The organism is Methylophaga sp. F7, assembly GCF_056863975.1.
Window position 1 is genome coordinate 1505140 of record NZ_CM166511.1, and the last position, 23548, is coordinate 1528687.

Genomic DNA, 23548 nt, shown 5'->3' on the forward strand with positions numbered 1-23548 from the left:
TTTTATAAATATGTTTACTTTTCCTACTTCAAAACAAATTTAAAGGATAAATCGTATGAAATTTCTTAATTCAAATACAGTTTTTTTCCGAAAAAACAAACTGACAATGGCATTTATATTCGCATTGGGCAGTGTCAGCCTTTTAGCTTGTACGCCGGATAACGAAGTTACCGGAAGTTTAGATCAAAATGAATTTATTGATCGTGTAAGCGAACGTGGTGTTTTCGACGACTGGGATGTGAATGATGACAACCAATTGAGCGAAGATGAATGGAGTCAGCATGATGAATACAATTTAATTTATGAATCATGGGATCAAGATGGAGATGGACAACTATCTGAAAATGAATTTCATGAAGGCCTTTATCGCCATTACGACGGAAATAACAGCGGTGATATTGAGGAAAAAGAATGGAACGAGGCTAAAAACGCTGGCTGGATGGATATTTAATTAAGCATTAGAAACAATGAGTTCTTTAATAGCCCGGAACCTTCCGGGCTATTTGTTATCACTATTACAAGAAAGAAAATTTTTTTGTGTAAAGCTGATTTATCACTTTATTCACAAAAATGGTAAAGCGTCATTGATATATCAAAAGCAGCGATGTAATCGCTGTATTTTTATTTATAGTGTTCCATTAGGAGGTTTGCATTATGTCTAGTCCTGAACATAAGGAAAAAATTTGGGGAATGATAAAAGATATTAAAGTCGGCATGTTAGTCACACTTGATGGCGACATGCCACGTGCCAGGCCAATGCACCTAGTTCAGGATGCCTATGATGGCACTCTTTGGTTCTATACCCGTCGCAGTGCTGAGAAGGTTAGCGAAACGGATCGTGACCATGATGTCTGCCTGACCTTTTCTGATCAGGACAAAGGTGTTTATGTCTCACTGTCGGGAAGTGCTCGGGTGTCAGATGATCAAACACTGATCGACAAATACTGGAATCCATTTATTGCTGCTTGGTTCCCTGAAGGTAAAGACGACCCAGATGTCGCCTTACTGGAAGTTAAAATTGAAATGGGCGAACACTGGATGGCAAAAGAGAATAAAGCCTTCCAGCTTTATGAGTTTGCTAAAGCCAATATCAAACATACCACGCCGAATATTGGCGAAAACGAAAAGTTTGGTGGTTAACAACAATCTGATAGGACTAAAGGGGGCCTGCTGTTTGGCATATCCTTTCAATAAGGATTGGCCCTCTTTTAAGTTCAAGGGATGAGTTTTTTACGCTGACTACTCACAGTCATATTCATTTCCATCCATCTGATTTAAAAGCATTTACTGTTTCTTAGTTAAATCAACATTAATGGAGTACTTGATTAGAAATGCTTGCTGAATATCTTTGCTATGAACGTTAGATTTTTGTCTTTTCTTGCCATTTTTGCACTTATTATCTCATTGTCGGCATGTGATGATAATCAGGACAATAATCAACAGAACGCATCAGAACAGGGCGGAATGAGTCAACAGGCTATTGACGTGGGCTTTGTCGAAATTAAGCCAGTACGGATACAACACACGAATCAGCTTCCTGGTCGTGTAGTGTCTTATCAGGTCGCTGAAATCAGGCCACAAGTCAGTGGCATCATTCAGTCGCGATTATTCAAAGAGGGATCATATGTAGAAGAGGGGCAGCAGCTTTATCAGATTGATGCCGCTCGCTATGAAGCGGATTATCAAATGGCCAAGGCTAATCTGCAAGATGCTAAAGCGCGAAGAGAAAATGCCCAAAACCTGGTAAATAGATATGAAACGCTGATCACTTCAAATGCAGTCAGCCAGCAAGAGTATGACAATGCACTGGCCAGCCTTGCTCAAGCTCAGGCTGCTGTAAGCCAAGCAGAAGCTGAAGTTAGAAGTGCAAAAATCAATTTAGACTACACGCGCGTATACGCACCAATAAGCGGTTATATAAGTCCGTCCAGCATTACAAAAGGTGCGCTCGTTACCTCTCAGCAAAGCGTTCCGCTGGCGACTGTACGCCAGCTTGACCCTGTTTACGTGGATTTGTCGCAGTCTGCATCAGAGGTACGGGATTTACAGGAGCGTTTATCTGCTGCACGGCTGAATAAAGAATCTCAATCTGAATATCAAGTTTATCTTTATCTGAATAATGCAACACAAAAATACCCACACAAGGGCACTTTAGACTCAACGGATGTTTCTGTTGATATACAGACTGCTTCAATACGATTGCGGTCTGTGTTTGATAATCCAGACACTATCCTGTTGCCGGGTATGTTTGTCTGGGCCTCCATAGAAGAGATTGGCCGTACAAAACAGATCGTGGTTCCTCAAAAAAGCGTTGTAATAGATGCTGAGGGTAGGAAAAGTGTTTGGGTTATTGATACTGAGAATAAAGCTGCCAAAACTCCTGTAACCACAGGGGCGGCCTATGGAAATAATTGGATTGTTCTTAATGGGCTAGAAAGCGGGGATCGTTTGATTGTAGAGGGGACGATGATGTTACGTGAGGGAGTCTTGGTAAAACCTGAACCAATCGATCTTGGATATGAGGACATGAATCTCGAAGTTGCACCGAATTCTCTTAAAGATGAAGCGCCACCCCCGATGGCCCCAAACATCAAGGTAGGGCAGCGACAGCAGAATAAAGTTGAGAAACGCTAGAAATGTTCTCACGCTTTTTTATAGGGCGCCCAATTTTTACCTGGGTTATCGCGCTTTTCATCATAGGGTTTGGTTTATTTTCGCTGTTTCAGTTGCCGATTGAACAATACCCCAACATTGCGCCGCCTAAAGTATCTATTACTGCCACCTATCCCGGGGCTTCTGCTGAAACACTTGAGAATACCGTTACGCAGATTATCGAACAAAACCTTACTGGAATCGACAATCTTCGTTATATACAAGCGCAAAGCTCTTCCTCTGGCAGTGCCACTATTACACTAACCTTTGAGCCTGGAACTGATCCGGATATCGCTCAGGTACAAACCCAAAACAAAGTCTCTAAAGCGTTATCTTCCTTGCCGACCATTGTTCAGCAGTTAGGGGTTCCTGTTGAAAAAGGTGGCAATAGTGAAGCGCTGATCATCGGCTTTTATTCCAAAGAAGGGGCAATGAGTCGGAATGATATATCCGATTTTTTGGCATCCAATATTGAAGAACCTTTGAGCCGCGTTGACGGCGTTGGTCAAATTCAGAGCTTTGGTTCAGAACATGCCATGCGGATCTGGCTCGATCCGCGAAGTATGAATAATTTCAATATTACCGCGCTGGAGATTATTGATGCCATACAAGATCAAAATGTTCAGCTTGCCACAGGCGAAATAGGCGGCGCACCACAAGCAAAAGGGCAGCAGATTAATGCCACCATTACGTCGCAATCTCTGCTCTCTTCTCCAGAACAGTTTGAAGCCATTTTATTAACCGTTCTCGAGGATGGCTCAAGAGTCACATTAGGAGATGTGGCCCGAATTGAAATCGGGGCCGAGAATTATAATATTATCGGACGTTGGAACCGGCAACCAGCATCCGGTATCGCTGTCCAGCTTGCTCCCGGCGCTAATGCACTGGTGACGATTCAAAGCATCAAGGACCGTATAAAAGACTTCGATAATATTATTCCTGCCGATCTTGAAGTGATTTATCCCATTGATGTCTCAACTTTTATTGAAACATCGATCGTTAATGTGGTGAAAACGCTTTTCATGGCCATCGGTTTGGTTATTCTTGTTATCTTCATATTTCTACAAAATTTTCGTGCGACATTTATTCCAGCAATTGCTATTCCCATCGTTCTGCTTGGAACCTTCGGGGCTATCTTCATACTCGGTTATTCGATCAATGTTCTGACGCTTTTTGCACTGGTTCTTGCAATCGGTATGCTGGTCGATGATGCAATTGTGGTAACAGAAAATGTAGAAAGTAAATTAGAAAAAGATCCTGAACGTGACCCAAAGGAAGCCACAAAATCGGCTATGAAGGAGCTTTCCGGAGCCCTTATCGGCACTACGGCGGTTATCTGGGCTGTTTTTTTACCCATGAGTTTTTTTGAGGGCTCGGTGGGTGTGATATACCGCCAGTTTTCGGTGACTATCTCAGTCGCTATGGCAATATCGCTTTTTATAGCATTGACCTTGTCACCCTCTCTTTGCGGGGTGATTTTAAAATCCAGAAAAGCAAAAAAAGATAAAGGCGTTTTTGCATCATTCAATCATGGCTTTGAAGCTTTACGTCGAGGTCACAAAAACATGTTGGACGTATTGCTTGAGAATCGATTTGTCTTACCAGCATTGTTTTTAGTACTTATTATTATCGCCGTCTTAACTTTCCTTCGTATCCCGACATCCTTTCTCCCCGATGAAGATCAGGGCCGAATGTTTACACTGTTAAACGGGCCGCCCAGTTCTTCACTTGAACAAACAGTCGAAAAAGTTAAGGCTATAGAAGATTTCTACCTTGAAGAGGCTGGGGACGCCGTAGACGGTCTTTTTGCCGCTGCAGGTTTTAGCTTTTCAGGACAAGCACAAAATGTAGGTATCGCCTTTATCAAAATGAAAAGTTGGGAAGAGCGGGGTGAAGAAAACAGTGTTTTTAATATAAAAAACCGTGCAGCACAGTCTTTATCTAAAGTCCGGGATGCGATGATTTTTCCTCTGGTGCCGCCACCGGTCAGTGCGCTTGGTAATTCCGGTGGTTTTGAGTTTCAACTTGTTGATCGCGCGGGACTAGGCCATCAAGCGCTGGTTAATGCAACCAATCAGTTTTTAGGCATGGCCAATCAAAGTCCACTTTTGACGCAGGTTCGTTTTAACGGATTGTCCGACAGTCCCCAATATGATCTAACGATTGATAACATCAAGTCACGTGCTCTTGGTGTTCCTATAAGCACTGTCAATCAGACGTTGAGCACCGCACTCGGTGGGACTTACGTGAATGATTTTTTAGAAAACGGGCGTATAAAACGCGTTTATGTGCAAGGTGACATACCTTTCCGAATGTTGCCTGAAGATATTGATGACTGGTACGTACGAAATAAAAATGGCGATATGGTACAGCTTGTAGAAGTTGCCACAGGTGAATGGACTTATGGATCACCTAAACTGACACGCTTTAATGGTGCAGCCTCAAGAGAAATACAAGGGTCCACTTCTCAAGGAGTGAGTTCTGGTAAAGCATTGCAGGAGGTTTTAAGAATAGCTGAAAAACTTCCTGATGGGCTGGAGGTGGCATGGACAGGTCTGTCCTATGAAGAAAAGGAGGCAGGCACCAATACACTTTTACTTTATCTGGTATCCGCTTTGGCCGTTTTTTTCATCCTGGCGGCGCTTTATGAAAGTTGGGCTATACCGGTTGCTATTATCCTCACCGTGCCTCTGGGTATTTTAGGCGCCGTGTTGGCAACATGGAGCACTGGACAGGCTAATGATGTTTATTTTCAAGTCGGACTGTTAATTACTATTGGCCTTGCTGCGAAAAACGCCATATTGATTGTTGAATTTGCGAAAAACAACTTTGAAGAGGGGCAAACGGCTTTCGATGCGGCTTATCAGGCAGCACAACAGCGGTTTAGGCCCATTTTGATGACGTCTCTTACTTTTATACTAGGCGTGCTGCCATTGGCTTTTGCTTCCGGCCCCGGTTCAGGAGCACAGAATGCGATCTCTATCGGTGTTCTCGGCGGTATCATGACGACCACTTTCTTTGTGGTGTTCTTTGGGCCTTATTTTTTCCTTTGGGTTTACCGTCTTTTTAAAAAGGACGTCGTCAAACAACACCAGACATCAAATCAAAGTGATAGAAAAGCATGAAACGGATTTCAATCCTAATGTTCGCGGTGTGTTAGAAAGATCAAACAGTAAATCTCCATGATATGAAGAAATGTAGGTTGGGTTGAATTTATGAAGCTCAACAAGGGATTTGTAATTTTAGTTTATGATGGGATTTTTTGTCATATTTGAAATGTTTGGCTTCATGCCTCAGCCCAAACTACCTTGCTAGCGAAGATTTTCAGCAACAGGTATTCGTCTGACATTCTGGACACCCGACGAATCTGAGGACTGGGTACCGGCCCATATAAGCCAATGAATAATTAGTCATCAGGTAGCCTGAGAGACAACAGATTGGAATCGAGTAGGTTTGGGTGTTTTTAGCTAGATGTAATTTGGCGACTTGCGACCCAAAGCGGGTTTAATGGAAACACTGTTGCAAGGACGTTTGCTACTATGTCACCTTTAAGACTATAGGCAGGAACTGTTGACCCTATGATAGAAGTAGCGCTTTTCCCGATACCAGAATCAGTTAATTTTCCTGGCGTGCCCGTTCCATTGCATGTGTTTGAGCCACGTTATAGAAAAATGGTGAGATACTGTATCGATAACGATGTGATGATGGGCGTTTGTCATATCCAAGGTATCGTTCGTAACATGACACAGATGCAGACAAGAGATGAAGCGCTTAACAGTAACCAATCTACCTATAAGCCTTGTGACGTTTTTTCTGCTGGCAAAGTAGAGCTTCAAGAGGAACTAGATGATGGCCGTATGGCTGTCATTGTTCATCTTGAAAAACGACTAGAGCTAAAACAAGTGCGACAGCAATTGCCTTTTTATATATGGGCTTGTGAGCCGTTTGAAGATGAACCGATTGAAGATGGCGACTTGATCAAATTAAGGCAAAGTCATGAAAAGCTGATGCAGCGTTTATTGGTTCTTGGCCATGGTAATGACGAATTTCAAAAAATGCTGGCGAGTGATAAATGGCAAAACCTATCAGCTGTTGAATTTAGCTTTATGGTTAACGGCTTATTCGATATGCCAGCAATAATAAAACAAGAAATACTTGAAATGAGACAGCCACAACAGCGTCTAGATGCTTTATTAAAATTGTTAAATGCTATCGAGCAGAATTTTTAGTCTCAATATTAAAATTGATAGTCCTAGTAGGGGATAACTATCGTTATGAATAAATGTTGAGCTTTTGCGTTAATTAATTAGCTCTGGTAACACAAATGCTCTGGCAGCCATATGCTGCCAGGATTTTTTTAATGCTTAATTGTTCTTATAAAAGTGAATAACGCTAGCAGTCACACCTGACCAATTAACGTTCCCCCATATCCACATCATTTATCGTTTTACCAACTCCCCCCCAATCACTCGAAAACATTTTCCTCTCAATAAATTTATGGATGCTGGAATAAGGCCAATCAAACGCCTTATCAACATAAGCATGTTTCACCGGATTGTAATGAATATAATCAACATGTCTTTGATAGTCCAAATCATCACAGATTAAATGCTCCCAATATCGGCGTTGCCATATACCACGTTCAGATTTTTGTTTTCGTGAATTATTGATTCGTTCGGTAGAGGGTAGGCCGCGAGAAAATGCGATTTAATCAATCGCCAGCGTGTGGCGAAGTCAAAATCATTTTCAGGTAAAGTCCAGATAGTATGAAGATGATCAGGCAATACCACGATCGCATCAATATCAAAAGGATGGGCGAGTTTAACTTTGCGAAATGCGGTTTTTAACAGATCGATATGATCAGTCAACAGTGATTTATCTCGTTCAAGCAGAGTGACCGTAAAGAAATACCTACCCCCGGCAACAAAAGCCCATCGATATTGCATCAATCACCATCCATGTGATTATAAAAATAAATAAATGTAGGGTAGGTTGAGTAGAGCTTGCGAAACCCAACGATTCGCTAATGTTATGTCATTTATAAAATGTTGGGTTTCATTCTTCAACCCAACCTACGGGTTTGTTTTCTTAAGCTACATTAAGGCCGTTTCTAACAGTAAGTATGGCTCTATCTTTTGCAACGGAGTTACGGCGAAGATTACTGATAACACGTTGTTCTGTTTCTGGAGTCCAAAATATTTGTAGATGTTGTCTAGCGCGTGTTACTGCTGTATAGAATATGCTGTGACTAATATTTTCTTCATTTGCATCGGTGATAACAATTTTAACTGACTCATATTCGAGGCCTTGTGCCTTATGTATAGACACTGCATATGCTAATTGAAATGGTACTGAGGTATTAAGTGGTTCATCATCGTCATCGGCATCATTTGATTCGTAAACAGTGAACCGAACAGTTGAGTTTTCAACCCATTCAAGTTCTGTGTTGATCACGTCTAATTCACTGACAGAGGTATTAAGCTCAACTTCGAATTGAATTGAAGCCTCTCCAATGTATATGTTTTTAATTTGACCTTTTAAATTGTTATATATGACTGGTCTAAAACGTTCAGAATCGTGAAATAGGATAGGATCTCCGACTTTGTATGTATAGGCTCTCCAATTATGTGAGATATTAGGATTGCAGCTCTGAAGAAAACGGTTAATGTTATTGATGCCATATAATCCGTCATAGTTTAAACAGAGGATAATTTCATCTTGTTTTCGGGCTTCAAACAGTGTTTTATCAAGAAGCATTGAGTAATTATTACGGGCCATAAATTCAGTAATGTCATCAGTGATTTCCCGAACTCTTCTCCAAAACTCTAAAAGAGAATTGTTTTCAGTTCTGTATGGGGTTTCAAGTTCAAATACAGCTGTATTTGGCATAAATGCTCTTATCATTTCAAACCAGTTACCGAATTGAATTGACTCGATCTGGTAAACGTCACCAACCAGAACTAGTAGTCTAAAGTTAGTATTTAAAATACTAATTAAATCAGTATTGCTTACTGTACTGCACTCATCGATAACAAGAAGATCATATTGATGAAAAATAGTATTTTGGTATAGATGGCTTTTTATTGTTTTGAAATCGGAGTTTTGTGTATTTACTTTTCGTTTAAGGTTATCAATAGCTGGATTCGTATGTGCAAGGAATAGTTTCCTCTTGTCGCCGAAGTACTGTGCAATATGATTCACCATAGTTGACTTGCCAGTTCCAGCTGCTCCATAAATAAGAGCAACGCATGATTCGCTGAATAGTTGTTGCAATGCCGTTTTCTTAAATGAATCATCGATATGATAGGACGATTCATTAAGCCATTTTCCAACAGCTTGGGTGTATCCACCTACCCCGGATGATGCTTTTTGTTGAAGAGTTTCAATGATTGATACTGCTTTATCTTCGTACCCCTTGATAAAGAGATGCCCTTTATCTTGAATGATTGACCGTTCTTCTTTGTGAGAGTGGTAGAGGTTGTTATTGTATGAAAGTACTAATTTGTCAACATCTTCGAACTCAGAGAGATCCTTGACAGGAGTATACAAAACTCCATTATGCTCTACGTTATTCTTCACATGTCGAGCCAATAGTTCATGTTCTTGATTGCATATATCAATACTTTCTACAAGGTCCCAATACCTTGGGTTATGACCTATTAGTGACGAACACAAAGGCATATCATCGAAAGGAATACAGCCCCATTTTAACTTCATATGTGATAGTCGCCTGCATCCTTGGCTATGCAGTTGGGACTTTATAATTTGGTTATTCATTCTAAGCATGAGATAACGAAGAATATTATGACCAGCTAATTTTGATTTTATGATGTGACGCGCTGAATCTAATACTTTAAATATCTGAGCTTGTGTCATTGCTGAAAGCGCTTGGGCTTTATGAATTTCGTATTGGTCGTCATTCATCTCAACTAAGTCAAGCAATGTTGCTGAGCGAGATGTTAACCATTGCATTAAATAACGATATTCAGAAGTATCTCTCCGGGTAGCCAAGACTATATCTAGCAGACGAGCAAAATTATTGAGTTCACAAGGACGTATCGAGACTTCCCAATACCGGATAATTTTGATTGGCATTACCTGATTAAGTACTTCAATAAACGTATCTGCAAGTGTTAAGTAGGTGGCGTACTTGTCTGATATATCGATATTAGTAAAAGCAATAATACGGTCTGATTTGTTAGCTCTACTAACAGCACGATAAAAGGTGGCTTCGTAGTAAATCTCGCCCTTTATAAAGAATGGACGTATTTTATGGATGTAGTATAAATCTGTATTTAAAATAGAATCGGCATGTGCATTTAATTGCTCAATTTTCTCAGAAATCTTTTCGTGATATTCCCGCAATGATGGATCTAGATTAATAGGAAATTGATCTAAATTTATGAGTACTTGAAAGTTATACCTTTTTTCTAGTAAAACACGAATACGATACAGGTATTCATAGTACTTGAGCATTAAACGTTCAGATGAGTCGCCATCAACAGTGTAGTGAGAGGCGGCTTTTTGAAGAAATTTATGAAATTGACTTATGTACTTGTATCCTCCTTGACTCTTTAGGAATTCAATTGCATTACATATATTTGAATAATTGAACTCGGCATCAAGAGAGTTCGTATGAATCAGAGCTGCAACACCTTCAACTAGGTTGCGAAGTTGGGCAAGTGCATTTAGTGATAGCAATGCTCGATTATCTGAAAGTAAGGCAATATTTTCACATATAGCGGTATCAGCACTTTTGATTTGTTGGTAGATAGTGCCCACAATTTATATCCCTTAAATTTAATAAAAAAAGCCAGAATAATCACTTATTCTGGCTTCTTTAAATTTCAAACAATCAATCCCATTTCAAACCGCCACCGGTTTGATATTCGGTGACCTTGGTTTCGAAGAAGTTTTTCTCCTTCCTCATATTGGCTTGTTCATCAAGCCAGGGTAGGGTGGCTTCGGCGCCGGGGAAGGGTTCTTCAAAGCCTAATTGCTTGGCACGGCGATTCGCGGTGTAGCGGAATTGGCCGTGGTGGGCTTCTTTTGAGTAACCCAGAATCGGGTCTCGCAGAATATAGCCACCGTATGTTGCTTCTGCTGCATCAGCTTCTTCAAACATCTGCTGGATTTTCTTAGGATCCAGTTTGACGTTTTCTTCTTTGATGATTTGTTTGCAAACCCGAATACCGAACGAGGCGTGCATGACTTCATCACGCATGATGTATTGCAGCTGTTCGCCAGTGCCTTTCATCAGGCCACGACGTTGCAGGGCAAAGATCGGTGAGAAGCCGTTATAGAACCAGCTGCCTTCGAAAATGCCGGCGAAGAACGCATAGGACATGACGAAGTTTTCCAGTTCGTCTTTATCACGCAGATCGATATCGCTACGCATAACGGTATCCAGACGTTCATTGGCCAGTTTGATCTTTTGGTAAATCTCCGGCACTACGCGGTAGCGGTTGTAGATTTCACTTTGATCCAGACCAATGGTTTCGATGCAGTGCTGGTAGGTCCAGGTATGCAATGCTTCTTCATACACCTGACGTGCCTGATAAATCTGCAGTTCCGGTGCGGTCATTTTTTCCATTACTGCCAGACCAATATTACGCATGGCGAGAATATCGGAGGTGGTCAGGTATGACAGCACGTTTTCATAAACATGACGTTCTTCCAGCGTCAGTTTATGACGATAGTCGTGAACGTCCTGTGCCATGTTGATATCAAGTGGCGTCCAGTGGTTTTTGTTGGCGTTTAAGAAGTAATTCCACGCCCACGGATATTTGAATGGAGCAAGCTGATTGATATCAGCTTGTCCATTCACCACACGTTTGTCATCAGCATTAATAGCTTTGGCATTCGATGGCGGCAGTTCACTGACACTGGCCGAGGTTGGCTCGGGTGTGTCGAGTTCATTGGCCGCTTGCTGAGACACAGGAAGCAGGTCGTTGTCGACTTTGTCAGTTGCCGGTTTTTCGGCAAGTGGATCATCCCAGTTAAACATTATTGGCAAGCCTCGCAGTCTGGTTCCAAGATTGAACAGGCTTTCGGTGCATCAATACCTTCACCTGAAATAAAGTCATCTTCTTGTTTGGCAACCGGCTTTAACACGGGTGGTGCAGTCGGTTTAGCAGTTGTTGCTGTGGTTGGCGCGGTGCTGGTTTTCTCGGCACCGGTTGCGCCCATTGAACGCAGGTAATAAGTGGTTTTGAGGCCACGTACCCACGCCAGTTTGTATAGATTGTCCATTTTCTTACCGGATGGTTCCGCCATGTACAGGTTCAAGCTTTGTGCTTGATCCAGCCATTTTTGACGACGTGATGCGGCTTCAATCAACCAGCGTGCATCCATTTCAAATGCGGTGGTGTACAGCGCTTTCAGTTCATCAGGTACACGGTCAATTGCCAGCAAGCTGCCATCGTAGTATTTGAGGTCATTGATCATGACGTCATCCCACAAGCCGCGTGCTTTCAGATCTTCAACCATGTATGGGTTGATAACAGTGAACTCACCCGACAGGTTCGATTTCACGAACAGGTTCTGATACGTCGGTTCAATTGACTGGCTGACACCACAGATGTTTGAAATCGTTGCAGTCGGTGCAATCGCCATGGTGTTGGAGTTACGCATGCCTTGACGTTTAACCTTGTCACGCAGTGCATCCCAATCCATGGTTTTGCTTTCGTCTTGTTGCAGATACTCGCCACGTGCTTCTTTGAGGATCTTGATGGAATCAATCGGCAGAATGCCTTTGCTCCACAAGCTGCCTTCGTAGGATTTGTATTTGCCACGTTCTGCAGCCAAATCTGAAGACGCATCAATCGCGTAGTAGCTGACCGCTTCCATGGATTCATCAGCGAATTTCACCGCTTCTTCGGTGCTGTAAGGAATACGCAGTTTATATAACGCATCCTGGAAGCCCATGATGCCCAGACCGACAGGGCGATGCAGCAGGTTGGAATGACGCGCTTGCGGCACACTGTAATAGTTATACTCAATAACGTTATCCAGCATACGCATCGCTGTTTTTACCGTGCGGTTGAGCTTTTCTTTATCCAGTTTGCCGTTGGCATCAATGTGCTGAACCATATTGATCGAACCGAGGTTACACACCGCGATTTCCTGATCAGATGTGTTCAGGGTGATTTCAGTACACAGGTTTGAGCTATGAACCACACCGATATGTTGTTGTGGGCTACGCAGGTTACATGGATCTTTAAAGGTAATCCAAGGGTGGCCAGTTTCAAACAACATGCCGAGCATTTTGCGCCACAGGTCAGTGGCAGGCATGGTTTTGAAGTTACGGATTTCACCACGTGCCGCTTTTTCTTCGTATTCAGCGTAGGCTTTTTCAAACGCCAGACCGGTCAGATCATGCAGATCCGGCACTTCTTCTGGTGAGAACAAGGTCCATTGACCTTCTTCAGCCACACGTTTCATGAACAAGTCAGGAATCCAGTTGGCGGTGTTCATATCGTGGGTACGACGACGATCATCACCGGTGTTTTTACGCAGATCCAGGAATTCTTCAACGTCGATGTGCCAGGTTTCAAGGTACGCACAAACTGCACCTTTACGTTTACCGCCCTGGTTTACTGCAACGGCAGTGTCATTGGCCACTTTCAGGAACGGTACAACACCTTGTGATTTACCGTTGGTGCCTTTGATATGCGCACCCAGACCACGGACGCGAGTCCAGTCATTACCCAGACCACCAGCATATTTAGACAGCAGAGCGTTATCACGCATCGCGCTGTAAATACCGCTCAGGTCATCCGGTACGGTTGTCAGGTAGCAAGAGGATAATTGTGGACGTAAAGTACCAGCATTAAACAGGGTAGGCGTTGAGCTCATAAAGTCGAAAGACGACAGCAGGTTGTAGAACTCAATAGCGCGGGCTTCACGATCGATTTCATTAATGGCCAGACCCATTGCCACACGCATATAAAAGGCTTGTGGTAATTCAAAACGGGTGCCATCGCAGTGAATGAAGTAACGGTCATACAAAGTTTGCAGACCCAGGTAAGTAAAGCTGAAATCATTTTCTGGTTTCAGTGCACTACCCAGACGTTCCAGATCATATAACGCCAGTTCTGAATCAATCAGTTCGTTTTCAATAGCGGTTTTAATGTAAGTCTTGAAGTAATCTTTATATTGATCAGCCATTTCGCCTTGTGATGCCTGGCGAGGGCTTTGATAAACAAAGCTCAACGCTTCACGACGGATGCTGTCCATCAGCAGGCGAGCAGCCAGGGTGCTGTAGGCAGGATCTTTTTCGATAAAGGTACGAGCAGACATGACCAGTGCTTTTTCGACGTCTTTTTCAGAAACACCGTCGAAGATATTGCGTTGGGTATCACGCAGGATGGCTGCGTTATCTACTTGAGCCAGACCTTCACAGGCTTCATCAATCAGGTTACGCAGGCGGTCGATGTCTAACGGCTGGCGAGTGCCGTCATTCAACGTGACATGCAGTTTGCTTTCATTGGCTGGTTGCGGGTGTTTACGTTCTTCTTCAGCACGTTTTTGAGATTGCTGTTCACGATAAACCACATAGGAGCGGGCGACTTTATATTCACCGGCACGCATCAAAGCAAGTTCAACCTGATCCTGAATATCTTCGATATGTACGGTGCCGCCATCATCCAGACGTCGCAGCAGATTTTCACTTACCTGACGGGTAAGTTCGGCAACGGTTTCATGAATACGTCGGCTATCTTTGGCTGCTTCACCTTCAACGGCTAAGAATGCCTTGGTCAACGCAACAGCAATTTTGCTGCTATTGAACTCAGTGACTTTGCCGTTACGACGAATAACTTTGTAACCGGTTTCAGAGGAGGGTTGGGTGTAGTGTTCTGCTTCGCTCGCCATAGTGATTTTCCCTGCATTGTGTGGTAAGACTTAAAAAACGGCAAACCACAACAAATTGTGGTCGCAACATGATTGAACCACAAGATAATGTGTTTTTAAAGACTTAGCAAGGGGATAAGTTGCACATAAATTGTGCATTAGATGTGGATAACTTTGGGATGATCAGGCGGTAACTAAGATGCCATGCGCGATCACCGAAATAGATCCAATTTGGTGAATAAAAAAAATATTTTTTTGTTTAAAGGCTGTTAGGTAAAAATTTGCTGGGATTTATTCCCAACGAGCCGGAAAGGACCGACTCGTTGGTTGAATAAGTGGACGGAAAAATCAAAATGTTTCACTGATGGAAATGGCTGATCCTTCCAGCAGGTCTTTGATCAAATCAATTTCTTCATGATCATCGGTTTGCACAATCACTGTCCAATGATTTTCATGACTGGCTTCAACTGTTTTGGTAATTAAGGGATCATGATCGGGACGTATTGATACAGCACCGGCGATCATCATGCCAAAGGTCAAACCAAAAAAGATAAAAACCAGATAAGTGAATAACGGACTGGACTGAGTCATTTCGGGGCCACTGATGACCAGGGCAGTTGCTATGATTAAACCGAGTATCATCCCAATAAGGCCCAACCAGCCATGTGATTTCACTATGGTTTTGGCAATACCATGACTTTCTGGTTCAATTTTTTTGCTGATATTGTTGTCTTCAGGTTTGACGATATTGATGACCGTAGGCGAAATACCATTATTGACGAGTTTTTGCTTTGCAGCATTCGCTGAGTCTTTATCTCCAAAAACTGCAGCAACTCGACCAGTATGTTTTTCATCTTGAATTTCTACTTCCATATTCTTTCCTCCTGAGATACATGAAACGTTATTTCATTCGGTAAATTCGTATACCAGACTATCGTTGTTATCCTGATAAAGAAAGTATCCCAATGCCAATAAATCTTCATGTGCTTACATAAAGCACTCTATAAAAGTGACAAGTCTCATCTTAAACAATTCATTTCTGACAATGCTTAACCTATGTTTAAGTAGGGTTATTTATCGAAATTCCAAAAAAATTGATCTTAATCATTTTTGTGTCGCACTTCCTATGATATTTGTAGTCAGTAAACAGGCCATTCCCGGCTTTTGTAGCTGACCAAAAAAACGGAGGCACCATGGAACTCGACCCGCTAATACTGTCACGAATTCAGTTTGCATTCGTGGTGTGTTTTCATGCCATATTCCCAGTCTTTACGATTGGCCTGGCAAGTTTCATCGCTGTATTGGAAGCGTTGTCATTTAAGACCGGTAATCCAATCTGGCAGCGATTGTCGAAGTTCTGGATTCAGGTATTTGCCGTGGTATTCGGAATGGGCGTGGTCTCGGGCATAGTGATGTCATTCCAGTTTGGTACCAACTGGAGTAACTTTTCCTACGCAACCGCCAATTTCCTCGGGCCAGTGCTCAGTTATGAGGTTGTGACAGCGTTCTTTCTGGAAGCAGCCTTTCTTGGTGTGCTGTTATTTGGTCGGGATAAAGTCCCACAAGGCGTGCATTTATTTGCGGCCATCATGGTGGCCTTAGGTACCTTTATCTCTTCTTTCTGGATTCTCGCCGCTAATTCGTTAATGCATACACCAGATGGACTGGTACTTCGCGATGGGCTCTATTATGTGGCGTCCTGGCGCAACTCAATTTTCAATCCTTCCTTTGGTTACCGCTTTATGCATATGGCACTGGCGTCATTTTTGACGGCTTCATTTGTAGTCGCGGGGGTAACTGCCTGGTTCATCATGCAAAAACGGGAGTTGGAAGCCAATAAAAAAGCTCTTTCAATTTCCTTGTGGTTGATTCTGATCCTGGCACCTGCACAGGTGTTGGTGGGGGATTTCCATGGCTTGAATACCTTGAAACACCAGCCAATGAAAGTCGCAGCGATGGAAGGTAACTGGGAGACCGGAACCGGTGTGCCCTTGTTGCTCTTTGCCTTGCCGGATCAGGAAAATCAGCAGAATCTTTTTGAAATCAAAGTTCCCAAACTGGCCAGCTTTATCCTGACACATGATTGGGATGGTGAAGTGCCCGGATTAAATGAAGTGGCGCCGGATAAACAGCCACCGGTATTTATTGTGTTCTGGGCCTTTAGAGTGATGGTAGCGATGGGAATGCTGATGGTATTGTTTGGCCTGGCAGGACTCTGGCTACGCAGAGGCGGACGCTATCTGGAAAACAGAACCTTCCTCAATGGCTTGCGGGTGATGAGTCTGTCACCGTTTATTGCCGTGTTATCGGGATGGATCGTGACCGAAACCGGTCGGGCGCCGTGGTTGATATATGAACAGATGACTCATGCGCAGGGGTTAACGCCTTCTCTAACCGGAGGTATGGCTTTGTTTACGCTGATTGGTTATATCGCAGTGTATGCCATGGTGTTCAGTGCCGGGGTGTTTTATCTGATGACAGTATTTCGCGGCGGACTGGAAACGGCCAACGCTGAACATGTTGATTCAGATGTTGAAAAAGCTCAACGGCCAATATCTGCTGCCAATGCCAATTTAGAAGGAGGTCTGTGATGGATCAGCCATTCGATTTAGTAGTTATCTGGGCCGGAATTATTGGCTTTGCGGTAATGATGTATGTATTGATGGATGGATTTGATCTGGGGCAGGGCATTTTGTATCCCTTCGCGCCGGATGATCATTCACGCGACATTATGATGAACTCCGTGGCACCGGTATGGGACGGCAATGAAACCTGGCTGGTGTTAGGCGGTGCGGGATTACTGGCGGCCTTTCCACTGGTTTATTCGGTGTTTCTGCCTGCCTTATATATAGGCGTGTTTTTGATGTTGGCAGGCTTGATTTTCCGTGGCGTTGCGTTTGAATTTCGTTTTAAGGCGAATACCACCAAATACTTATGGGATTGGGCCTTTGCCGGTGGTTCGTTTGTGGCAGCATTTGCACAGGGAGCAGTGGTCGGGGCCTATGTTCAGGGGTTTGAAACCAGTAACTTTGTGTATGTCGGTGGCGCATTAGACTGGTTAACGCCCTTTACTGTTATTACTGGCTTAGGTCTGGTCGCAGGTTATGCCCTATTGGGCAGCACTTGGCTGATTATGAAAACGGAAGGTGAACTGCAACAGTGGGCTTATAAAATCACTCCCATTTTGCTTATAGCCGTATTGGCGGTGTTTGGTGTTGTCAGCTTATACACACCGTTTGTTGATCAAGGCGTACTCAACCGGTGGTTTAATGGCGTGTCAATCATCTGGTTATTGCCAATATTAGCGCTTTACTGTGCTTTTCTGGTATTTCGTTCTGTTAAAAAACAACAGGAAGGCATGCCGTTTGTGGCGACCATGGGGTTGTTTTTATTCACCTATCTCGGCCTGCTCGCCAGTAAATGGCCTTATCTGGTGCCACCCGATTACACGCTATGGGATGCAGCCTCGGCCTATGAATCACAACTGTTCCTGTTGCTGGGGTTCCTGTTTGTGATTCCGTTTGTACTGGGCTATATCGCCTGGTCATACTATATTTTCCGTGGCAAGGTGAAAGGTGGTTATCACTAATTCCTAGTCACGACCGCCCAGACAAATTGCTTCCAACACGACGCAAAAGCTGAAATTTAGGTACTCTACCTAAGCAGGTACCAACGTTGTTGGAGGCAGTTGGTCTTAATACCCTGCGGAATGCGTCTGTAACATAGCGTTCGAAGACATACGCGCACGCGCCTTTATCAGGCGTATTTTCAGTTATTGAATAGGCGGCTATGAAAGATCAACAGGCCCTGAATAAAGCCGGACGTTTATTACTCAAACAGCTTACTCAAAAGCAGCGAAGCCGATTGCTTCTGGCTGTTTTTATGGGCCTGTTGGCGACCGTTGCAATGATTATGCAATGGTATGCTCTGGCACAACTGACCTATGATTTAATCATCCAGCAGCAACCACTCGTTGAACAATCCATGTTGATTGTGCTGATGGTGCTGAGTCTTATTTTACGATCGATATTGATCAGAGCTCAGGAGCATTACTCGCAACTGGCCAGTCTGCATGCCCGAGAATTTTTACGCGAGCAGGTCCTCAGTGGTTGGCGACAAACCAGTGCGTTAATCCATAGTCAACGTTCTCCCGGTGCAGCGGCCAGCCAGTTGATTGAAGATGTTGAGTCGATGGATGGCTATTTCGCCCGATTCTGGCCGCAACAATTGCTGGCATTGCTGACACCGCTGTTGATTTTAATAGTGGTGTTTTATTACAACTGGCTGGCTGCACTGTTTTTACTGGTGGCGGCACCGTTAATTCCGTTATTTATGATGCTGATAGGCTGGGGAGCTGAAGCGGTCAATCAACGCTTTTTTTACCAACGCCAGCGTCTGGCCGGACATTTTCTGGATCGCGTCAAACATCTCACCACGTTAAAACTGTTTGCAGCAGAGAATGAGGCTTTAACAGAAGTCGAAGAGAGGAGTCAGGATTATCGTCAGGTGGTGATGAAAACCCTGAAACTGGCCTTTCTGTCATCTGCCGTTCTGGAGTTTTTCACCAGCGTCGCCATTGCCAGTATTGCCATCTATATCGGTTTTGCCCTGTTTGGCTCCATCAGCTGGGGCCCAGCGGCAGATATCACATTATTCAGCGGTTTATTTATTCTGTTGCTGGCCCCCGAGTTTTTTCAGCCCTTACGAAATCTATCCCAGTTCTATCATGACCGTGCCGCGGCAATGGCAGCGGCTTCACATATTGCGAAACATTTACCCGACGACGCTACAAAGTCTCCAGCAGAGGATGTTTTTGAACTCACTGCAGACGATTCCTCTTCAATCTTAATTACCACCGATCTGTGTATCGGTTATCAGCCTGGTGATGTTCTTCAGGACCCTATCAATCTTAAGTTGAGCAAAGGGCAGTGTCTGGTGATTAACGGTCCATCCGGCTGCGGCAAGACCACGTTATTGCATACCTTGGCCGGTTATCTGCCTCCGTTATCCGGCAAAGTGCTTTTAAATAACCAGCCGATAGGATCGGTAGCGATTCGTTATCTGCCTCAAAAACCGTGGATCATTAACGGCAGCTGGGCTGATAACCTTGCCGTATTGGCACCAGATGCAACCAAAAAGGAAATGCAAAAGGTATTAAGTCAGTTAGGTTTGGAAACTTTAATTGCATATAGAAACAATGATTTAGACATCCAACTTAATGAACATGGTGAAGGTCTGTCAGGAGGACAATTACAACGTTTGGCACTGGCAAGGGTATTACTTTCACCGGCACCGTTGGTATTACTTGATGAACCGACGGCCAGTCTGGATGCAGAAAGTCGTCAATATGTTCTGGCGGCGCTTGCTGCATTAAAACCGCAGTGTATTTTAGTGATTTCCAGCCATGATGCCGATGTACTGGCACTAGCCGATCAGCAGCTGCAGTTTGCCAGTCGGGAGAGTGACTAACGATGTCTAGCCATTCTCAAAATAATGTTGCGCCACTTAAGTTTTGGTTACTCAAAGTTCTGCAAAACCAGAAAAAGCGATTAATCATCTCTTTATTGCTGGCCTTGTTAACTGCTATATCCGCCATGGGGTTATTAGCATTGTCCGGCTGGTTGATAACAGCTACGGCAATCACCGGGCTGGCGATTACCGCAGGCACTGCCGTCTTGTTGGATATCTACCGACCGGGTGGTGGTATTCGATTTTTTGCGTTAAGTCGGACAGTGGGACGGTATTTTGAACGGCTGCATAGTCACGATATGGTGTTAAGAGTCATTGCCGGATTTCGACTAACCCTGTTTACCGGCCTGATGGACTTGCCGGTTCAACAACTGCGAAATACTCAGGATAGTGAATGGCTGAGTAGGTTAACTGCGGATCTGGATAATCTCGACAGCCTGTTATTAAAGTTACTGTTACCTCCAATGGTTGTGCTATCCAGCGTGCTGTTGCTTGCTGTGTTTATCAGTTTTTTCTGGTTCACGCTGGGGCTTACTTTCGGAATTATCACACTGCTGTTAGGGAGTATTTATTTCAGCTTTTTTACCCGGAAAACCTCGCAGATAAGTAGCGATTATGCCCGGCAGATTAACCAGGCCCGCTCACAAACCATAGAGCATCTTCAGGGACAGTTAGAACTTCAGGCAGCACACCTGCAGAAAGCGGATCAAGCAAGATTAGTCAGTTCATTGAGTGAGATTGGCGAGTCACAGCTAAAACTAAATCGACATATTGCCAACGCACAGTTAATAGTAAATATCTGCCATGGGCTGTTGGTCATCGCTGTAGCTATTGCAGCGTTATTTGCCTACCAGAATCAGCTTGTCAGTGGACCGGTTGCCGTCATGTTGTTTTTGGCGGTGTTTGGATTGGGTGAGTTACTGTTAAACCTGCCAGGCCAGCTGGGGCAGTGGGGCAGAACACGTTATGCCGCTGAACGCCTACAACCCCTGGCAGAGCATGCATCTTCAGAGAAATCGACGCTGGAAGAGCTTCAGCGATTGTCGATGATGCTGGCAGATCACCCCAAGGTTATCAGCAGCATAGATACCGCTTTTGCTTTTGAACTTAACCCATCCGAATGTCTGTTAATAAGTGGCCGCTCCGGGAGTGGCAAGTCGACAATAGCCAATATAATGGCAGGCCTTGAAATACCAGACTCATTTATAACGCCATATCAGTTGTTGATAAATGGTATTCCATTGCGAATAGATCAAACACAAGCTTGGCATAAGCAGATTGGTTATCTGACTCAGCAAAACAGCATTATCGCCGCAACGTTATATAGCAATCTGACACTGGGGCTGGATGAAGTCGACGAACAACAACTTTGGAAGGCACTGACTTTAGTCGAGTTGGATGATTGGGCCAAACAACTACCAAAAGGATTACACAGCTGGCTGGGTGATACCGGCAGCCAACTTTCCGGAGGGCAGGCCCGAAGGATCTGTCTGGCAAGACTTTTATTAAAAGAGTCGAAACTGATCTTGCTGGATGAGCCATTTAACGGCATTGATGTAGAGATGGCAGAACGCATCTGGCAGTGTTTGTATCCGCAATGGCAGGATAAAATGCTTATCGTGCTGATGCATGAAAGGCCAGCGTTTTTCCCAGCAGTTGATAATAAGCAAATGTTTGAAATCAATCTGGATTAAAGATAATCGGTTATCCATAAAAATTTTAACTGGCGCACACTTTTGTCATTCCATGTCGATTGAGCGTTGCCTGTGTCTTTGCTCTTGAATTACTATTTCTGGTAATTGAAAGGACTTCAAGAAGAAAAAAATGGAATTTCGTCATGGAAGACGAGCACCCTATCTTCGGGTAGGGGCGTTTGTTATATGGAATTTATTTTCTCTAGCAGCTTATGCTGGTGCTACGGTTATCGATCGTGCCGCACAAGAACAACTGCTACATCAAGAGCGCGAGCGTCAGCTTCGCGAGCAACAGGAAATCTCTCCTGATGTACGAATACCAAATCCAGCTTCTCCGCCAGAACTCCTCGTTTATCCAGACAGTGAATCTCCCTGTTTCACTATCACCAATGTCTCACTGATTGGCGATAGCGCTGCAGAATTTCAGTTTGCTTTATCTGCCATAACGGATGGCAATGATTCCGCCATAGGACGTTGCCTTGGGGCACAAGGCATTAATGTCGCAATGAGCCGTATTCAAAATGCCATTATTGCCCGGGGCTTTGTAACTACCCGGGTGCTGGCCGCTCCACAGGATCTTAAATCCGGTTTATTACAACTTACGGTGATACCCGGTAGAGTCAGAAAGGTTCGCTTTGCAAAAGGTGTATCTGCAAGAGCGACCAAATGGAATGCGATTCCTGTTCAACGCGGAGACATTCTGAATCTGCGGGATATTGAGCAAGGTCTGGAGAATTTTAAACGAGTACCCACTACAGAAGTCGATATCCAGATAGAGCCAGCAAAAGGGCCTGATGCTGTGCCTGGTGAAAGTGATGTGGTGATTCAATATCAGCAGCGTTTTCCATTTCGACTGACTATCAGCGCTGATGATGCCGGGTTCGATTCCACCGGAAAATATCAGGCTGGCGTTACCTTGTCTGGTGACAATTTACTGATGCTAAATGACTTGTTCTACGTCAATTACAACCATGATCTGGGTGGGGGCGAATCAGGCAAACGTGGATCTGACGGCCAGACTATTCATTATTCGTTTCCCGTTGGTTACTGGTTATTCGGCTTTAACAGTTCCAACTATGACTACCATCAAGTGGTGTCAGGTATTAATCAATCCTATACCTACAGTGGTCGCAGCCAGAACTCGGATATCAAGGCCAGTCGTCTCATATATCGCAATGCCATCAATAAAACTTATCTTTCATTTCGCGGGTTCTTCAGAAAATCCTCTAACTACATAAACGATACAGAAATTGAAGTGCAAAGACGCCGTACCGCGGGCTGGGAGTTCGGTTTCCGTCAAACCTGGTATTTAGGACAATCGCTGCTGGATTACAAATTAGCTTACAAGCGGGGGACTGGAGCAATGAATGCTCTCAAGGCGCCTGAAGAAACCTTTGATGAAGGGACTTCACGTATGGAAATACTGACGGCTGACCTCGGTTTCGACTTGCCATTTTCTGTTAAAGCTCCATGGGGTGAGCAGGCTCTGCGTTACTCAACCCAATTTCGTGGCCAATATAATTTCACACCATTAACACCACAGGATCGCCTGTCTATCGGTAATCGTTACACCGTTCGGGGCTTTGACGGTCAATGGAATTTACGTGCGGATAACGGCTGGTTCTTACGTAATGACCTAAGCGCATTGATCGGCAATACGGGGCAGGCAGTTTACTGGGGGCTGGACTATGGCGAAGTCGGCGGTCAATCCAGTGATCTTTTACTAGGTAGGCAGCTGGCAGGAATCGTAATGGGGGTAAGAGGGGGCTTTGGCGGATTTAGTTATGACGTGTTTATGGGAAAAGCACTTAAAAAGCCCAGAGGGTTTGAAACAGCTAGTACGGCAACAGGTTTCAATTTGAACCTGACCTTTTGATTTA

General features: G+C 43.9%; 14 protein-coding genes and 1 pseudogene. 10 read left to right on the plus strand and 5 right to left on the minus strand.

The window, feature by feature from the left end:
* The first annotated feature begins 55 nt into the window (after positions 1-55).
* The 5 genes from AC08OG_RS07815 to AC08OG_RS07835 all read left to right on the plus strand — a co-directional run bounded on the left by AC08OG_RS07815 (position 56) and on the right by AC08OG_RS07835 (position 6881).
* Positions 56-451 carry an EF-hand domain-containing protein gene (locus AC08OG_RS07815; RefSeq protein WP_292356949.1) on the plus strand — a complete coding sequence of 132 codons (396 nt, stop codon included), beginning with the start codon at positions 56-58 and terminating at the stop codon, positions 449-451.
* A 203-nt stretch (positions 452-654) separates the two neighbouring features.
* The gene (locus AC08OG_RS07820) at positions 655-1140 is read left to right on the plus strand and encodes a pyridoxamine 5'-phosphate oxidase family protein (RefSeq protein WP_292356948.1); all 486 of its coding nucleotides are present in this window, start codon (positions 655-657) and stop codon (positions 1138-1140) included.
* A 195-nt stretch (positions 1141-1335) separates the two neighbouring features.
* Positions 1336-2634: an efflux RND transporter periplasmic adaptor subunit gene (locus tag AC08OG_RS07825; RefSeq protein WP_482930512.1), complete on the plus strand. Its 1299-nt coding sequence runs from the start codon at positions 1336-1338 to the stop codon at positions 2632-2634.
* Positions 2635-2636: 2 nt separating this feature from the next.
* A complete protein-coding gene (locus AC08OG_RS07830) occupies positions 2637-5777 on the plus strand; it encodes an efflux RND transporter permease subunit (RefSeq protein ID WP_482930513.1) in 3141 nt (1046 codons plus the stop codon).
* A gap of 453 nt (positions 5778-6230) precedes the next feature.
* Positions 6231-6881: an LON peptidase substrate-binding domain-containing protein gene (locus AC08OG_RS07835; RefSeq protein WP_482930514.1), complete on the plus strand. Its 651-nt coding sequence runs from the start codon at positions 6231-6233 to the stop codon at positions 6879-6881.
* Between the two features lie 184 nt (positions 6882-7065).
* Here the strand turns inward: AC08OG_RS07835 and AC08OG_RS07840 are convergent.
* The 5 genes and pseudogenes from AC08OG_RS07840 to AC08OG_RS07860 form a co-directional block, all read right to left on the minus strand.
* A pseudogene (locus AC08OG_RS07840) lies at positions 7066-7598 on the minus strand (REP-associated tyrosine transposase).
* Between the two features lie 142 nt (positions 7599-7740).
* Entirely contained in the window at positions 7741-10434 is a 2694-nt protein-coding gene (locus tag AC08OG_RS07845; RefSeq protein ID WP_482930515.1) for an ATP-dependent DNA helicase, read from the minus strand.
* A 73-nt stretch (positions 10435-10507) separates the two neighbouring features.
* The gene (locus tag AC08OG_RS07850) at positions 10508-11659 is read right to left on the minus strand and encodes a ribonucleotide-diphosphate reductase subunit beta (protein WP_292356936.1); all 1152 of its coding nucleotides are present in this window, start codon (positions 11657-11659) and stop codon (positions 10508-10510) included.
* Positions 11659-14526, minus strand: coding sequence for a ribonucleoside-diphosphate reductase subunit alpha (locus AC08OG_RS07855; RefSeq protein ID WP_292356935.1), 2868 nt, complete (start codon positions 14524-14526; stop codon positions 11659-11661). Before AC08OG_RS07855 ends, AC08OG_RS07850 begins: the two co-directional genes overlap by 1 nt.
* A gap of 327 nt (positions 14527-14853) precedes the next feature.
* Positions 14854-15378: a hypothetical protein gene (locus AC08OG_RS07860; RefSeq protein ID WP_292356933.1), complete on the minus strand. Its 525-nt coding sequence runs from the start codon at positions 15376-15378 to the stop codon at positions 14854-14856.
* Positions 15379-15698: 320 nt separating this feature from the next.
* Between AC08OG_RS07860 and AC08OG_RS07865 the strand changes: the two genes are divergently transcribed.
* The 5 genes from AC08OG_RS07865 to AC08OG_RS07885 all read left to right on the plus strand — a co-directional run bounded on the left by AC08OG_RS07865 (position 15699) and on the right by AC08OG_RS07885 (position 23544).
* A complete protein-coding gene (locus tag AC08OG_RS07865; protein WP_482929245.1) occupies positions 15699-17096 on the plus strand; it encodes a cytochrome ubiquinol oxidase subunit I in 1398 nt (465 codons plus the stop codon).
* Entirely contained in the window at positions 17096-18094 is a 999-nt protein-coding gene (gene cydB / locus AC08OG_RS07870) for a cytochrome d ubiquinol oxidase subunit II (RefSeq protein ID WP_482929246.1), read from the plus strand. Before AC08OG_RS07865 ends, cydB begins: the two co-directional genes overlap by 1 nt.
* Before the next feature lie 200 nt (positions 18095-18294).
* Complete coding sequence (cydD, locus tag AC08OG_RS07875) at positions 18295-19974, plus strand: thiol reductant ABC exporter subunit CydD (RefSeq protein WP_482929247.1); 1680 nt, start codon at positions 18295-18297, stop codon at positions 19972-19974.
* 2 nt (positions 19975-19976) lie between these two features.
* A complete protein-coding gene (locus AC08OG_RS07880) occupies positions 19977-21668 on the plus strand; it encodes an amino acid ABC transporter ATP-binding/permease protein (RefSeq protein WP_482929248.1) in 1692 nt (563 codons plus the stop codon).
* A 130-nt stretch (positions 21669-21798) separates the two neighbouring features.
* A complete protein-coding gene (locus AC08OG_RS07885) occupies positions 21799-23544 on the plus strand; it encodes a ShlB/FhaC/HecB family hemolysin secretion/activation protein (protein ID WP_482929249.1) in 1746 nt (581 codons plus the stop codon).
* Positions 23545-23548 lie beyond the last annotated feature (4 nt).